Raw genomic sequence first — 14,524 nt, forward strand, 5'->3', positions numbered from 1 at the left:
GTGTCCAAGAAAGATAAAGACCTATCAGGAAAGCAAAAGGCTGCTTTACTGTTAATTTCTCTAGGACCGGAAGTTTCGGCTTCTGTATATAAGCATTTAAGTGAAGAGGAAATTGAACGTCTAACACTGGAAATTTCGAGTGTGAAAAGGGTGGAATCGACAGTCAAAGAAGAAATTATAGAAGAATTTCATCAGATTGCACTCGCGCAGGACTATATTACGCAAGGCGGTATAGGATATGCGAAGACGGTACTGGAAAAAGCATTAGGTACTGAACAGGCACAGGCGATATTAAATCGTTTAACTTCTTCATTACAAGTAAGACCATTTGATTTTGCTAGAAAAGCAGATCCGGCACAAATTTTCAATTTCATCCAAAATGAACATCCTCAAACAATTGCCCTTATTCTATCTTACTTAGAACCAGGGCAAGCAGGGGTTATTCTATCTTCGTTACCACAGGAAGTACAGGCGGATATTGCGAAGCGTATTGCGATTATGGAATCGACGTCTCCGGAAGTTATTAGTGAAATTGAATCCGTATTAGAGCGAAAACTATCATCTACTGTGACACAGGACTACACAGAAACAGGTGGCGTAGATGCAGTCGTGGAAGTATTGAATGGTGTGGACCGTCAAACAGAGAAAACGATTCTGGACGCGCTTGAAATTCAAGATCCTGAACTTGCCGAAGAAATTAAAAAGCGCATGTTTGTGTTTGAAGATATCGTTACACTCGATAATCGTTCAATCCAGCGTGTTATTCGTGACTGTGAAAACGAAGATTTATTATTATCGATGAAAGTTTCTTCAGAAGAGGTAAAAGAAATTATATTCCGCAATATGTCTCAACGTATGGCGGATACATTCCGTGAAGAAATGGATATTATGGGCCCTGTGCGCTTACGTGATGTAGAAGAAGCGCAGTCTCGAATCGTAGCAGTAATCCGACGTTTAGAAGATGCAGGGGAAATTATTATTGCACGTGGCGGAGGAGATGATGTAATTGTCTAAAATCATCCGTTCAACAAATGCACAGCAATCCGAAGAGTCATCAATTGTAGAAATTAAACTTCAAAATTTCTTCGAGCCGATTCATTATGGGAAAACGGAAGATGAACGTATAGAGGAATTGTCACAACAAAAATCAATTGACATTGAAACTGAACGTCAGCAAATGCTGGAGCAGGCAAATTATGAAATCGAACAGCAAAAAGCCCAATTCGAGCAATATCGAACAGAGCAGCTTGCGGCAATTGAAACGTTAAAGCAATCATGGGAAGAAGAAAAAGTCATACTTCAGCAGGAAGCTTATGACGACGGTTTTGCACAAGGATATGAAGATGGCGTACAAAAGGCAAATGCAGCGATGCAACAGGCATTACAAGCGGCAAATGAGACGATGGCAAATGCGCAAAAAAATGCAGCATCTTATATTGAATCACAGGAATCAATCCTTTTGGATCTTGCATTAACAGCTGCAGAACGCATTATTCATACAGCACTGGACCGTGACGATGAAATATTCGTTTCAATTGTACGACGTGGGTTAAAAGAAGCACGGGAAATGAAAGAAATTAAATTATATGTTTCGCCGAAATACCATCCGATTGTGACAGAACAGCAAAAGGAGTTAGCGGAAATGTTTCCGGTAAATGTTCCCTTTATGGTATTTGTCAATGAAGATCTGCTAGATTCGGAAAGTTATATCGAAACAAATCATGGACGCATCGTTGTATCAATTGACGAACAATTGCAGGAGCTCCGCAGACAGTTATACGAACTAATCGAAAGTAAGGAATGATAAGGATGAAAATGGCTCAATTAGTTGAACAAATTCCTAATCTTAATACATTTAAAAAGTATGGTAGAGTGACGAGAGTTGTCGGCTTGATGATTGAGTCCCAAGGTCCTGAAAGTTCCATCGGGGACGTTTGTAAAATTCATATCCAAACATCGAAAAACGGCCCGCAAGTAATGCTGGCAGAAGTTGTGGGGTTTAAAGATGAAATCGTGATTTTAATGCCATACTCTTCGCTGAAAGAAATTTCGATCGGCTGTCTTGTAGAGGGGACAGGCTCACCACTGGAAGTGAAGGTAGGCCCTGAGCTGATCGGGAAAGTACTTGATGCAATGGGCAACCCGTTTGACGGCCAACCATTGCCAAAAGGATTAACGACAGTCCCAACGGAAAAAGAGCCGCCAAATCCTTTAAACCGTCCTCCGATTAACGAACAGTTAGAGGTCGGAGTAAAGGCGATTGACGGAATGCTTACAGTTGGCAGCGGGCAGCGTGTAGGTATATTTGCAGGATCGGGCGTCGGAAAAAGTACATTGCTTGGGATGATTGCCCGAAACACGGAAGCGGATATAAATGTAATTGCTCTAGTAGGAGAACGTGGACGTGAAGTACGTGAGTTTATCGAACGGGATTTAGGTCCGGAAGGTTTACAACGGTCGGTTGTCGTAGCGGCTACTAGTGATCAGCCTGCATTAATGCGAATTAAAGCGGCATTTACCGCAACAGCTATTGCAGAATATTTCAGGGACCGCGGCAAGAACGTCATGTTAATGATGGATTCCGTTACCCGTGTGGCGATGGCGCAGCGTGAAATTGGACTAGCAATCGGTGAACCGCCTGCAACAAGAGGTTACACACCTTCCGTTTTTGCAATTTTACCAACTTTGTTGGAACGGTCAGGGACAAATATAAATGGGACAATTACCGCATTTTATACAGTGCTTGTAGACGGTGATGATATGAATGAACCAATTGCAGATGCTGTACGGGGGATTTTGGACGGTCATATTGTACTGGACCGGAATCTTGCCAACAAAGGACAGTATCCGGCGATTAATGTGTTAAAAAGTGTAAGCCGTTTGATGAACCATATTGCACAGCCTGAGCATGTTCGTGCAGCGAGCCGTTTGCGGGAATTATACTACAGCTATTCAAAATCAGAGGATCTGATTAATATCGGGGCATATAAGCGCGGGACATCGAAGGAAATTGATGAGGCGATTATGTATGAGCCGCTCATTACAGAATTTTTAAAGCAAGGGTATAAAGATAAAATTTCGATCGAACAAACAGTCAATGAAATTATCGCTTTATCGAATGGTGGTGCCCGTTAATTATGAGATACAATTATCGTTTTGAAAAAATTCTTGTCGTTAAAGATCAGGAAAAAACGGAATCGGAACTTGCTTTTAAACAATCGGTGCAAGTATTTGAGGAAATTGCTACAAAGCTGTATGACCTGTTAAAGAAAAAAGAAGATTTGATCGAGTATCAGCAGGAACGGTTAAAAATAGGATCTTCCATCGATGAAATCAATCATTACTCGAAATTTATCGATAGTATGGAAAAAACTATTGAAGACGCACAGCAAAAAGTAATGCAGGCACGGGCAAAAATGAATTGGCATGAACAAAAATTATTGGAAAAAAGTTTGGAAGTACGTAAATATGAAAAAATGCGTGAAAGAGATCATGAAAGATTCATAGAAGATCAACTTCATTTAGAAGCAATCCAGTTAGATGAGCTTTCAACAATTGCGTATTACAAGAAGGAAATCAGGTGATTCCGTGGCAAAAAAAATTAAAAATACGATGGAGCAAGTGGAAGAAATAGAATTGGAAAGCCAATCTCCAGGTTTTTTCAAAAAGTTTTTCTACCTATTTTTAATCCCGTTCATGTTTCTCATCGCAATTTTATTGATTATTACATCTATGACGGAATATAACGTGTTTAAAATGGCGGATAAGGCAATTGAAAAAATCCCGTTTATCAGCTCGGATGAACAAGAGGGAGTAGTAGAAAACAGCTCATTAAATGAACAGAAGGTAGTAGAGCTGCAAGCGGAAATACAAGAAAAGGAAGTGCAAATTTCCCAGCTACAATCACAAATTGACGCATCAGCGACTGAAAAGGAAGAGCTTTTAATTGAACAGGAACGTTTGCTGTTTGAAATTGAAAAACTGCAGCGCGATCAGGAAGAGTCGAAAAAAGAGTTCAAAGAAATTCTGTCTACTTTTGAGAAAATGTCTGCAAGAAAAGCAGCACCTATATTAGTTGAAATGAGTGACACGGAAAGCGTACGTATAATGTCAGAGATGAAACCCGATACATTATCAGCTATTTTCGCAAAAATGGCACCGGCAGATGCTGCCCGCTTTACAGAGCTTTTATCACAGCAATAGTCTTTGAGTGGAAGGAGGTGTAGTAAATGAATATAGCAATGTTACAAACAGTAAAAATGCCAAAGCAAGATATCCAGCCAAACACAGTAAAAACAGTAAAGCCGGATTCAAAAGCATTTGGGAGTGTGTTTAATTCGATGATTTCAAAGTCGTCTGCTCCAACCGCTAAGCAAGCTGAAGTATCAGAACCGCCGCTGGCTGAAAGTATTTCCGGGATTTTAGAAGAGGACTCACTGGAGGGTCTACTTGAACAATTAGGTGTGAAGATGGATGAGTCGGGGCTATTCGCATTAGTAGGTGAAGAAAGTACACCGATTGCGATAGACGAACTAATGACGTTAGATAACTTAACGGAGCTTTTAGGAATGACAAAAACGGAGTTGGACGAAATTGTTCAAAAGTTATTAGGTGATACAAAACAAGAAATAACGGATATTTGGTCCCTGATCGAGCAAGCTCCACAAATTCTAAGTGAAGTATTAGCAGCTATTGAAAAGCCTGAGCAAAATAAGGTTCAAGCGAAAGAATTGCAGCAAGTTGTGCAAATTTTAAAGCTAGCTCAACTAGCCGGAAGTAAAGTCGATACGGTCTATCAACAGGAAATCCAATTAGCCAGTTTAAAAGATGTATTGCTGGTATTGGCGAATGAAGCTCAGAAATTAGCAGGAACAGAGCAGAGCACTACGAAAACTACGACTTTCCAACAAGTAGTACAGCAAGGTCAACAGACTGCCCAAAACCAACAGACGACCGTTAAAGTTGAAGCGGATACGCAAACAGCAGGGCATTTACAGCAGCAAGTGACACATTCAAAAACAGTGACCGTTACATTACCTGCTGAAAAGCCGGCACAGTCGGATGCATTAATAAAAGAAATTCAAAACTTGATCAATCGAAGCCAACTTTCAGGTCAGCCAGGTAATATGAAATTATTCCTGAAACTGTTTCCAGAGAATCTCGGTCAAATACGAATTGAACTAGTTCAAAAAGACGGGGTCATGACTGCCCGATTATTGGCAACGACAGCAATGGGGAAAGAGTTGCTGGAAAATAACATTAACCAATTAAAAGCCGGTTTCGTTTCTCAAAATATTCAAATGGAAAGAATCGATGTTGCACAGTCTTTACAGGATGCCGATCGAAATGCGCGTGATCAAAACTTCTTTAATAACTTCTTCCGTCAAAAAGATGGGGAAAAAGAGCAGGATAATAATGAAGATACGCTAGAAGAAGAAAATGTTTCGTTTAAAGATCTATTAAGCGAGGAGGTAGAATAAGTGGCAAATTCAATTTCAAATGATTATTATTTACCGGCGAATAATGCAAATTTCAAAGTAACAGATAAACAAGATAACGGGGCGCTCGGTAAAGATGCGTTTCTAAAAATATTAATTACACAGCTGCAAAACCAGGATCCAACAAGCCCGATGGATGATAAGGAATTCATTGCACAGATGGCACAATTTTCTTCATTAGAGCAAATGCAGAATATGACAAAAGCGATGGAAAATTTACTGGAATCACAGCAACAGTCACAATTGATGAGTTATACAACATTTGTAGGCAAAGAAGTGAAATGGCATGAAATTACAGATAAAGTGGATGCAGATAACAAGCCAATTTACAACGAAGGAACAGGCGCCATTCAAGAACTGAAATTTGTTAATGGGGAGGCCGTGTTTGTACTGGCTGACGGCAAGGAAATTAAACCAGGCAATATTTCATCGATTCTTGGTGGTACGAGTACGACAGAGCCGACAGTTCCAGCCGGAAATCCATTAGCAGAAGCGAGCCAGCTGATCGGACAGAAGGTACAATATACAAATGGTGACCAGGTCGTTGAGGCAATTATTGAAGCGATTAAAACAAATAATGTGAATATCGAATACATTTTAAATGATGGTTCTCGTTTAACAAAAGACCAATTTACAGTGAGTTCTCAAACAACCCAAAATGAAAATGCAGCAGAATAAGAGGTGGGGCTGATGAACAGAGTCAATATTCAACATATCCCTTACCATCCACCGATAAAGCCGATAGCAAAGCAAAATACGGAGCAAGTTTCAAAGCAGTCCTTTATGGACCATTTAAAAAAGGCGACCGGTGATGAACTGAAAATAAGCAAGCATGCATCAGAACGGTTGAATGAACGAAATATTTCTATAACAGATCGTGAATGGCAGCAAATCTCCGAAAAAGTATTTGAGGCAAAAAATAAAGGTGTGAAGCAGCCGTTAGTCCTGTTAGATCAGGCTGCCTTAATTGTAAGTGCAAAAAATGCGACGGTTATTACGGCATTGGATCGTAATGAAGCGAAACAGCAACTATTCACCAATATTGATGGAACAATCCTTTTATAGGCCGGACCTTCAGAAGTAAGGAAGCCTACAGTCGTTGAATGATCGATACGACTGAACAAAAAAACAGATTTGAAAAACGAAGGGAGAACGACATTTCATGTTACGTTCAATGTATTCAGGTATTTCAGGCTTAAAAAACTTTCAGACAAAATTAGACGTGATTGGGAATAATATCGCGAATGTTAATACGTACGGCTACAAGAAAGAACGTACTATTTTTAAAGATCTAATTTCGCAAACACAGACAGGGGCATCTGGTCCATCTGCTACTCGCGGTGGTGTAAATGCTGTACAAGTGGGTTTAGGCTCTCAATTAGCTGCGATTGATACGATCCACAATCCCGGGTCAATGCAAACTACGGGTCGTACGCTAGACATGGCAATATCAGGTGATGGATTCTTTATGGTAGGAGATTCAGTTGTTGGTCCAGATGAAGAGGGGTTAATTACTGAAAGTGGTTTTACTAATACACTTTATACCCGCGCCGGGAACTTTTATATGGATCGCAATGGCTATGTCGTAAATGGCGACGGTAAATATTTAGTGGGTTTACCAAATGCAGAGATTTATGATGAAGTTGATGAAGCAGCAATAAGCAATGCCGATGCAGATAAAGAAACAGCTGCGGGTACAATTGGTACGGATAACCTGTATGAAGAAGGAGCAATTACTATTGCAGATGAAATTGCGCCAATTAAGATTCCAACAAATGCGCAATCTATGTCTATTTCACAGGATGGTTCGATCTATTATGTGGATGTAAATGGTAAATTACAGTTTGCGGGTCAGACATTATTAGCAAAGTTTCCTAACGCATCGGGTCTAGAAAAAACAGGTTCCAACTATTTCCAAGTAACGGCTAACTCTGGAGACCCATTAGTACAAGTAGGTACACAAGCTGGTATCGGCTCAGTTAACTCAGGCTTCATGGAAATGTCCAATGTAGACCTATCGGAAGAATTCACAGAGATGATTGTTGCACAGCGCGGGTTCCAGGCTAACTCTCGTATTATTACAACTTCGGATGAAATTTTACAAGAGCTTGTTAACTTAAAACGATAGTTTAAATTTACTATAGAAGGGGGGCCGGGTCGGTTCTCAAGTTCAGGTCCGGCCCTATTTCAATGATTGAGGTGACTCGCCTTAATGGCAAAGCATTTATTTTAAATGCTTTATACATAGAAACAGTTGAAGCATTTCCGGACACCCAAATTACGCTTACGACTGGACGTAAATTCATTGTGTTAGAGACTGAAGAACAGGTGCGGCAAAAAGTGAGGACATTTTATCAGAATGTCCAAGTTTTATCTAACCCGCACCTTAGAGGTGAAGAAGATGAAGAATAATAAACTATTAACAATTATGCTAATTATATTGGTGACGATTACATTATTCGGTGTTATTGTAGTTGTGTTATTGACACAGTTCGACAAAGAGAAGCCGGATGGTCCGTCGATTGATGAAATTATCGAGTCATCTGTAGACATTCCTGAGATTACGACGAACTTGGCAGATGGAAGCTTTGTCCGAATTACATTAAAAATTCAGGCATCAGATAAAAAGGCTGGAGAAGAGTTGTTTAAGCGAGATTTTCAAGTGAAGAATATCGTAATTCAAGAACTTTCTGAAATGGAAGAGAAAGCTTTAGAAGGCAAGCAAGGGAAAATTACATTCCAGGATGCAATTAAATCTCAACTAAATGAGTTAATGCAAGAAGGGGAAGTTACGCAAGTGTATATTACTTCATACGTACTTCAGTAATCATCAGTACTAAACAATTTTAATTTTTGAAATGGAGGTGGGCAAATGGCAGGAGATATAATGTCGCAATCCGAAATTGATGCGCTTTTATCGGCGATATCGACCGGAGAGATGTCTGCAGAAGACATAAAAAAAGAAGATGAGACACGAAAAGTTAAAGTATATGACTTTAAGCGGGCTCTGCGCTTCTCAAAAGACCAAATCCGAAGTTTGACCCGTATACATGAAAACTTTGCGCGACTGTTAACAACATTCTTTTCTGCACAGTTAAGAAGCTATGTCCAAATAACAGTTGCATCTGTGGACCAAATTCCATTTGAAGAATTTGTTCGTTCAATCCCAAACATGACATTGATCAATGTATTTGAAGTCCCGCCTTTGGATGGCAATATTTTAATGGAAATCAACCCGAACATTGCCTATTCGATGCTCGATCGATTGATGGGCGGAGCAGGGGGAAGTCATAGCAATGTTGACAATTTAACTGAAATCGAAACGAAAATCATGACAAATTTATTTGAACGTTCTTTTGATAATTTACGTGAAGCATGGGAGAACGTTGCTGAAATCGATCCGATGCTTGTGGAATTGGAAGTAAACCCGCAGTTTTTACAAATGATTTCGCCAAATGAAACCGTTGTTGTCATTTCGTTTAATACAATTATCGGGGAAACGACAGGGATGATTAATATTTGTATTCCGCATGTTGTACTAGAACCGATCGTTCCGAATTTATCTGTTCGCTACTGGATGCAGACAAATACGAAAGAAATTTCACCGGAACAAACAAAAATGCTTGAAACTCGTGTGAAACAAGCAAAATTACCGGTCATTGCAGAGTTAGGAACGGCAGACATTACAATTGAAGACTTCCTGACAATGGCTGTCGGTGATGTCATTCCGTTAAGTCAAAAAATTGAAAATCCGTTAACACTGAAAGTCGGCAGTTTACCGAAATTTACCGTTCAGCCAGGCAAATTGAATAATAAAATGGCTGTTCAAATTATCGACCCTTTGAAAGGAGGAGACGAAGATGAGTGATGAAATGCTCTCCCAAGAAGAAATTGAGGCTCTATTAAGGGGCGAAACGCTGGAGGATTTTTCTGCAAATACAGCAAATCCGGAAGAAGAAATTAAAGTTGAGGATCACTTAACTCCAATAGAAATTGATGCATTAGGTGAGGTAGGTAATATCTCATTCGGCAGTTCTGCAACTGCATTATCTTCATTACTAGGTCAAAAAGTAGATATTACAACACCTAGTATTGCAATGATTAATCGTAATCGTTTAGAACAAGAATTCCCGCATCCATACGTTGCTGTACAAGTAGAGTATACAACAGGTCTTTCAGGAATGAATCTTCTCGTAATCAAACAATCGGATGCTGCAATTATTGCCGATCTAATGCTGGGTGGCGATGGTATTAATCCAAGACCTGAATTAAGTGAAATTCAGTTGAGTGCAGTTCAAGAAGCGATGAATCAAATGATGGGTTCAGCAGCCACATCCATGTCGACAGTATTTAACCAAAAGGTTGATATTTCACCGCCGACAATTGATTTACTGAACATTTCACAAAATGAAGGTACTGACACGATTCCTACAGATGAATTATTAGTGAAAATTTCATTCAGATTGCGTATCGGTGAATTGATCGATTCTAATTTAATGCAATTACTACCTTTAAAGTTTAGTAAAAAGATAGTAAAGTCATTAATGGGAGAAACTGATGAGCCTCTTACTGCAACAACAACAGTGGAGCCTGCACCAGTTCAGCCTACACAACAGCAGCCAATGCAGCAGGCACAACAACCGACTGCACAGCAACCGGTGTTTGAACAACCTGTTCAGCAGCCAGTATATGAGCAGCCAGCACAACAGCCCGTCTATCAGCAACCGGTGCAGCAGCAAGCGTATCATCAACAGCAGCCTGTATATGAACAGCCAGTTTACCAGCAGCCTGCTTATACAGCACCACCGGCAAATGTACAGCAAGCTCAATTTGCAAGTTTCGAATCGCCGAATATTACACAGGCAGAAGCGCGCAATTTAAATATGCTGCTTGATATTCCATTGCAAGTAACAGTCGAGCTTGGACGTACTAAACGTTCAGTAAAAGAAATACTCGAACTATCGAGCGGATCGATTATTGAATTAGATAAGCTTGCAGGCGAACCGGTAGATATTTTAGTAAACAGTCGGTTAATTGCAAAAGGTGAAGTTGTAGTAATTGATGAGAACTTCGGTGTTCGCATCACAGATATTTTAAGTCAGGCAGATCGCTTGAACAATATTAGATAGTTTTAATTGGAGGAATTGGATTATGTCTAAAAGGATTTTAATTGTGGACGATGCAGCTTTCATGCGCATGATGATCAAAGATATTTTAACGAAAAACGGTTTTGAAGTAGTAGGGGAAGCAGCTGACGGAATTCAAGCGGTTGAAAAATACAATGAATTGCGCCCTGATTTAGTAACAATGGATATTACAATGCCTGAAATGGACGGTATTGCAGCATTAAAAGAAATTAAAGGCACAGATCCAAGCGCGGTAGTGATTATGTGTTCAGCAATGGGCCAACAAGCAATGGTTATCGATGCGATCCAAGCAGGTGCGAAAGACTTTATCGTAAAGCCTTTCCAAGCAGATCGCGTAATCGAAGCGATTCAAAAAGCTTTAGGTTGATCTGATGAAAGCAAAAAAATCATTTCGATTTTGGATCGCTGTTGGAATTGTATTGATGACGGCATTATTTACACCAATCTCAAATGGAACTTTTGCGATGGTAAGTAACGTATACGAAAACTGTAATGAAAACCCTGAAGTATGTTCAGAAGAAAAAATTTCAGATGAGAATACTCCGGATGCCGACGCAGAACAAACTGACTCGGCATCCGTTAGTATTGGTTTTTGGGATTATCTTAAAGTTTTAATAGCACTTGTCTTCGTCATAGGGCTATTATTGTTCATTTTAAAGTATTTAAACAAGCGTAACTTCAACTATCAACAAAATGCCGTTATAAAAAATATCGGTGGTTTGTCAGTAGGACAGCAAAAGTCTGTACAATTATTACTAATTGGTAAACGAGTTTATGTAGTTGGTGTCGGCGATAATATTCAACTTCTGAAGGAAATTGAATCCGATGAAGAAATCGACCATTTACTAAATCAAATTGAAACTAAGCAGAGCATGGTGAATACTTCACCATATATAGCTCAATTAATTAATAAATTTTCACAAAAAAAGCGCCCGCAGGATATTTCGGAAAGCCCTAAATTCAATGATTTGTTCAATGAAAAAATCGGGAAAATCAAACAGCAACGTAGTGACGAACTAGAGCGTTGGAAAGAACAGGAGCGTGATGATCGATGAACGACCTTCTTTCCGTGTTTTCTGAAAGCGATCCGGGAAATGTATCCACATCGGTTACGCTGTTATTTCTGTTAACTGTTCTATCTTTAGCGCCGAGTCTGTTAATATTAATGACTTCATTTGCGCGAATCGTCATCGTTCTGTCGTTTACTAGGACAGCCCTTGCCACGAACCAAATGCCGCCTAACCAGGTAATTATCGGGTTGGCGTTGTTTTTAACATTCTTTATTATGGCGCCGACATTCCAGCAAGTAAACGAGCAGGCATTACAGCCGCTCTTTGATGAGGAAATTAATTTGGAAGAAGCATATGAACGGGCGACGATTCCGTTCAAACAATTTATGGCTCAACACACAAGGCAAAAGGATTTAGAACTTTTTATCGAATATAATCAGGCAGAGTATCCGGATTCCATCGAGGAAATTCCTATGACGCTGCTAGTACCCGCATTTGCGTTAAGTGAAATTAAAACAGCTTTTCAAATGGGCTTTATGATCTTCATTCCGTTTCTAGTTATTGATATGGTGGTCGCAAGTACACTGATGTCAATGGGGATGATGATGCTGCCTCCAGTAATGATTTCACTGCCATTCAAAATCTTATTATTTGTACTCGTCGATGGTTGGTATTTAGTGATGAAATCTTTACTTCAAAGTTTTTAGGGGATGATATAAAGTGACACAGGAAATGGTCATTGCAATTGCAGAAAATGCAGTATTCACGATATTGATAGTTTCGGGACCTTTACTATTAATCGCACTTGTCAGCGGTTTAATAGTCAGTATATTTCAGGCAACAACTTCCATTCAAGAACAAACATTGGCGTTCGTACCTAAAATCGTAGCGGTATTAGTGGCGATTATTTTTTTTGGTCCGTTTATGATCAGTAGAATGACGGACTACTTTCACGACATTTTAAATAACCTAGTTCGGTATATTGGGTGAGAAAATGACGGAATTACTACCGAATTTATCAATATTGCTATTAATTTTAGTACGTGTTTCTGCATTTTTCGTCTCCGTCCCTTTATTTTCATATCGTACAATACCACCGCAAATGCGCATTATACTAGCTGTCGCTTTAGCGTGGATGATGTATTATACGTTTAATATTGAACCGTTTGAAATTAATGCTTTCTACTTGCTGCTCGTTTTAAAAGAGGCAATTATCGGGCTGATGCTAGGATTGGCCGCGATGATTATCGTTTCTGCTGTCCAGATAGCGGGCGGATTTATCGATTTTCAGATGGGTTTTGCGATGGCGAATATTATCGATCCGCAAACAGGTGCCCAGTCTCCGTTAATGGGTCAGTTTTTAAATTTTTTAATGCTTTTAGTATTGCTTTCAATAAATGGTCATCATCTTATTTTAGATGGGATTTTTTATAGTTATCAGTTTATGCCGATGGATCAGTTTTTTCCGAATTTCGGTGAAGAAGGGACCGCACTGTTTATTATAAAAATATTTGTTTCTGTTTTTGCCATAGCATTTCAAATGTCAGCTCCAATAGTTGCAACATTATTTTTAGTAACGTTAGCGTTAGGAATAACAGGGAAAACGGTACCGCAAATGAATATATTTGTAATCGGATTCCCGATTAAAATTGCAGTAGGGTTTCTAGTATTGATGGTGACAATGGGTGTATTAGTAGGGGTTATGAAGGAGCTAATTGAATTTATGATTATTTCTTTACGTGACTTAATGGTTATTTTAGGTGGTGGCTAACATGGACAAAAAGCTATTGATCAACGTTGACCTTCAGTTTTTTGCAGGCGAAAAAACGGAAAAAGCAACACCGAAAAAGCGGCAGGATTCACGAAAAAAAGGACAAGTATTAAAAAGTCAGGATGTCACAGCCGCCGTATTACTGCTATTGTCATTTTTCTTTTTACTTTTCTTTGCACCATTCATGTACGAAGGAATGAAAGATTTTTTACTACAAGCACTTAACCGCAATATGTTAATTGAAACGCTGAACGCTGAAACCGTAATGGATATGTATGTTGAATCCATTAAAGAAATGGCAATTATCGTTCTGCCGATCATGGTCATTGCCATTATTGCAGGTATTGGAGCTAACTTTTTTCAGTTTGGCTTACTTTTTACAACAGAGACATTAAAAATAGATTTGAAAAAAATGGATCCGATTAAAGGAATCAAAAAGATTATTTCTGTAAGAGCGATCGTCAATTTAATTAAATCATTATTGAAAGTAACGTTAATCGGGACCGTAACAACCGTTGTTATTATTATATATTTGGAAGATGTATTATCGCTTGCTTTACATAGTCCGGCAGAAATTTTGGCCACAGTAGCATACATGTCGGCAATCATGGGAATTGCCGCTTCGATCATGCTCGTATTCATTGCATTGTTTGACTATATTTATGAACGTTATGAATACGAAAAGCAATTGAAGATGTCGAAACAGGATGTTAAAGATGAGCATAAAAATGCAGAAGGCGACCCGCTGATCAAATCGAAAATTAAACAGCGTCAACGGGAGATGGCAATGCGCAGAATGATGCAGGATGTACCTGCTGCAGATGTTGTCATTACAAACCCGACCCATTTTGCCATTGCATTAAAATATGATGAAGATATGATGGATGCGCCGAAAGTTGTAGCAAAAGGAACCGATTTTGTCGCACAGAAAATTAAACTTATTGCAAAAGAACATGATGTCATTATGGTAGAAAATCGTCCGCTTGCCCGTGCGATGTATGACCAGGTTGAAATCGGCCAGGCTGTACCGGAAGAGTTTTTCAAAGCAGTTGCCGAAGTTCTTGCATACGTATACCGGATCAAACGCAAAATTTGACA

19 protein-coding genes are annotated in these 14,524 nt (G+C 39.3%); all 19 read left to right on the plus strand.

The annotated features are described in order from the left end of the window. The 19 genes from fliG (at window position 1) to flhB (ending at window position 14,522) form a co-directional block, all read left to right on the plus strand. On the plus strand, window positions 1–1,014 hold the full coding sequence (fliG, locus tag ABS917_RS00950) for a flagellar motor switch protein FliG (RefSeq protein WP_350477256.1): 1,014 nt from the start codon (window positions 1–3) through the stop codon (window positions 1,012–1,014). Next, window positions 1,007–1,804, plus strand: a complete 798-nt coding sequence (gene fliH / locus ABS917_RS00955) for a flagellar assembly protein FliH (RefSeq protein ID WP_350477257.1) — start codon at window positions 1,007–1,009, stop codon at window positions 1,802–1,804. The genes fliG and fliH overlap by 8 nt, the downstream gene beginning before the upstream one ends. A 5-nt stretch (window positions 1,805–1,809) precedes the next feature. Then, window positions 1,810–3,135: a flagellar protein export ATPase FliI gene (fliI, locus tag ABS917_RS00960; protein WP_251689336.1), complete on the plus strand. Its 1,326-nt coding sequence runs from the start codon at window positions 1,810–1,812 to the stop codon at window positions 3,133–3,135. Window positions 3,136–3,137: 2 nt separating this feature from the next. Continuing rightward, window positions 3,138–3,584 carry a flagellar export protein FliJ gene (gene fliJ, locus ABS917_RS00965; protein WP_350477258.1) on the plus strand — a complete coding sequence of 149 codons (447 nt, stop codon included), beginning with the start codon at window positions 3,138–3,140 and terminating at the stop codon, window positions 3,582–3,584. Beyond that, on the plus strand, window positions 3,541–4,203 hold the full coding sequence (locus ABS917_RS00970) for a MotE family protein (protein WP_350477259.1): 663 nt from the start codon (window positions 3,541–3,543) through the stop codon (window positions 4,201–4,203). Before fliJ ends, ABS917_RS00970 begins: the two co-directional genes overlap by 44 nt. Window positions 4,204–4,229: 26 nt before the next feature. Continuing rightward, entirely contained in the window at window positions 4,230–5,480 is a 1,251-nt protein-coding gene (locus tag ABS917_RS00975) for a flagellar hook-length control protein FliK (protein WP_350477260.1), read from the plus strand. Continuing rightward, complete coding sequence (gene flgD, locus ABS917_RS00980; RefSeq protein ID WP_350477261.1) at window positions 5,481–6,176, plus strand: flagellar hook assembly protein FlgD; 696 nt, start codon at window positions 5,481–5,483, stop codon at window positions 6,174–6,176. It abuts the gene before it with no gap. Between the two features lie 12 nt (window positions 6,177–6,188). Then, window positions 6,189–6,563 (plus strand): TIGR02530 family flagellar biosynthesis protein, encoded by a 375-nt coding sequence (locus ABS917_RS00985; protein ID WP_350477262.1) that lies wholly within the window; start codon window positions 6,189–6,191, stop codon window positions 6,561–6,563. Window positions 6,564–6,660: 97 nt separating this feature from the next. Then, on the plus strand, window positions 6,661–7,626 hold the full coding sequence (locus tag ABS917_RS00990; RefSeq protein ID WP_350477263.1) for a flagellar hook-basal body complex protein: 966 nt from the start codon (window positions 6,661–6,663) through the stop codon (window positions 7,624–7,626). A 62-nt stretch (window positions 7,627–7,688) separates the two neighbouring features. Further along, window positions 7,689–7,910: a flagellar FlbD family protein gene (locus ABS917_RS00995; protein WP_350477264.1), complete on the plus strand. Its 222-nt coding sequence runs from the start codon at window positions 7,689–7,691 to the stop codon at window positions 7,908–7,910. Then, on the plus strand, window positions 7,900–8,325 hold the full coding sequence (gene fliL / locus ABS917_RS01000) for a flagellar basal body-associated protein FliL (protein ID WP_350477265.1): 426 nt from the start codon (window positions 7,900–7,902) through the stop codon (window positions 8,323–8,325). Before ABS917_RS00995 ends, fliL begins: the two co-directional genes overlap by 11 nt. A 45-nt stretch (window positions 8,326–8,370) precedes the next feature. After that, window positions 8,371–9,366 (plus strand): flagellar motor switch protein FliM, encoded by a 996-nt coding sequence (gene fliM, locus ABS917_RS01005; protein WP_350477266.1) that lies wholly within the window; start codon window positions 8,371–8,373, stop codon window positions 9,364–9,366. Then, a complete protein-coding gene (gene fliY, locus ABS917_RS01010; RefSeq protein WP_350477267.1) occupies window positions 9,359–10,627 on the plus strand; it encodes a flagellar motor switch phosphatase FliY in 1,269 nt (422 codons plus the stop codon). Before fliM ends, fliY begins: the two co-directional genes overlap by 8 nt. A gap of 22 nt (window positions 10,628–10,649) precedes the next feature. Then, window positions 10,650–11,012: a response regulator gene (locus ABS917_RS01015; RefSeq protein ID WP_008403273.1), complete on the plus strand. Its 363-nt coding sequence runs from the start codon at window positions 10,650–10,652 to the stop codon at window positions 11,010–11,012. A gap of 4 nt (window positions 11,013–11,016) precedes the next feature. Beyond that, a complete protein-coding gene (locus ABS917_RS01020) occupies window positions 11,017–11,700 on the plus strand; it encodes a flagellar biosynthetic protein FliO (protein ID WP_350477268.1) in 684 nt (227 codons plus the stop codon). After that, window positions 11,697–12,362, plus strand: a complete 666-nt coding sequence (gene fliP / locus ABS917_RS01025; protein WP_340800471.1) for a flagellar type III secretion system pore protein FliP — start codon at window positions 11,697–11,699, stop codon at window positions 12,360–12,362. Before ABS917_RS01020 ends, fliP begins: the two co-directional genes overlap by 4 nt. A gap of 13 nt (window positions 12,363–12,375) precedes the next feature. Further along, window positions 12,376–12,645 (plus strand): flagellar biosynthesis protein FliQ, encoded by a 270-nt coding sequence (gene fliQ / locus ABS917_RS01030; protein ID WP_350477269.1) that lies wholly within the window; start codon window positions 12,376–12,378, stop codon window positions 12,643–12,645. A gap of 4 nt (window positions 12,646–12,649) precedes the next feature. Next, window positions 12,650–13,426 (plus strand): flagellar biosynthetic protein FliR, encoded by a 777-nt coding sequence (fliR, locus tag ABS917_RS01035; RefSeq protein ID WP_350477270.1) that lies wholly within the window; start codon window positions 12,650–12,652, stop codon window positions 13,424–13,426. A gap of 1 nt (window position 13,427) precedes the next feature. Further along, window positions 13,428–14,522, plus strand: coding sequence for a flagellar biosynthesis protein FlhB (flhB, locus tag ABS917_RS01040; protein WP_350477271.1), 1,095 nt, complete (start codon window positions 13,428–13,430; stop codon window positions 14,520–14,522). Window positions 14,523–14,524: the final 2 nt, after the last annotated feature.

The organism is Solibacillus sp. (assembly GCF_040273735.1).
In the GTDB taxonomy this organism is placed as follows: Bacteria; Bacillota; Bacilli; order Bacillales_A; family Planococcaceae; genus Solibacillus.

Coding starts and splice junctions, on each gene's coding strand:
- ABS917_RS00975 (WP_350477260.1), top strand. CDS start 4,230: ATGAATATAGCAATGTTACAAACAGTAAAAATGCCAAAGCAAGATATC.
- ABS917_RS01015 (WP_008403273.1), top strand. CDS start 10,650: ATGTCTAAAAGGATTTTAATTGTGGACGATGCAGCTTTCATGCGCATG.
- ABS917_RS00985 (WP_350477262.1), top strand. CDS start 6,189: ATGAACAGAGTCAATATTCAACATATCCCTTACCATCCACCGATAAAG.
- fliR (WP_350477270.1), top strand. CDS start 12,650: ATGACGGAATTACTACCGAATTTATCAATATTGCTATTAATTTTAGTA.
- fliL (WP_350477265.1), top strand. CDS start 7,900: ATGAAGAATAATAAACTATTAACAATTATGCTAATTATATTGGTGACG.
- ABS917_RS01020 (WP_350477268.1), top strand. CDS start 11,017: ATGAAAGCAAAAAAATCATTTCGATTTTGGATCGCTGTTGGAATTGTA.
- fliP (WP_340800471.1), top strand. CDS start 11,697: ATGAACGACCTTCTTTCCGTGTTTTCTGAAAGCGATCCGGGAAATGTA.
- fliM (WP_350477266.1), top strand. CDS start 8,371: ATGGCAGGAGATATAATGTCGCAATCCGAAATTGATGCGCTTTTATCG.
- fliY (WP_350477267.1), top strand. CDS start 9,359: ATGAGTGATGAAATGCTCTCCCAAGAAGAAATTGAGGCTCTATTAAGG.
- fliI (WP_251689336.1), top strand. CDS start 1,810: ATGAAAATGGCTCAATTAGTTGAACAAATTCCTAATCTTAATACATTT.
- flhB (WP_350477271.1), top strand. CDS start 13,428: ATGGACAAAAAGCTATTGATCAACGTTGACCTTCAGTTTTTTGCAGGC.
- ABS917_RS00970 (WP_350477259.1), top strand. CDS start 3,541: ATGAGCTTTCAACAATTGCGTATTACAAGAAGGAAATCAGGTGATTCC.
- ABS917_RS00995 (WP_350477264.1), top strand. CDS start 7,689: ATGATTGAGGTGACTCGCCTTAATGGCAAAGCATTTATTTTAAATGCT.
- fliJ (WP_350477258.1), top strand. CDS start 3,138: ATGAGATACAATTATCGTTTTGAAAAAATTCTTGTCGTTAAAGATCAG.
- ABS917_RS00990 (WP_350477263.1), top strand. CDS start 6,661: ATGTTACGTTCAATGTATTCAGGTATTTCAGGCTTAAAAAACTTTCAG.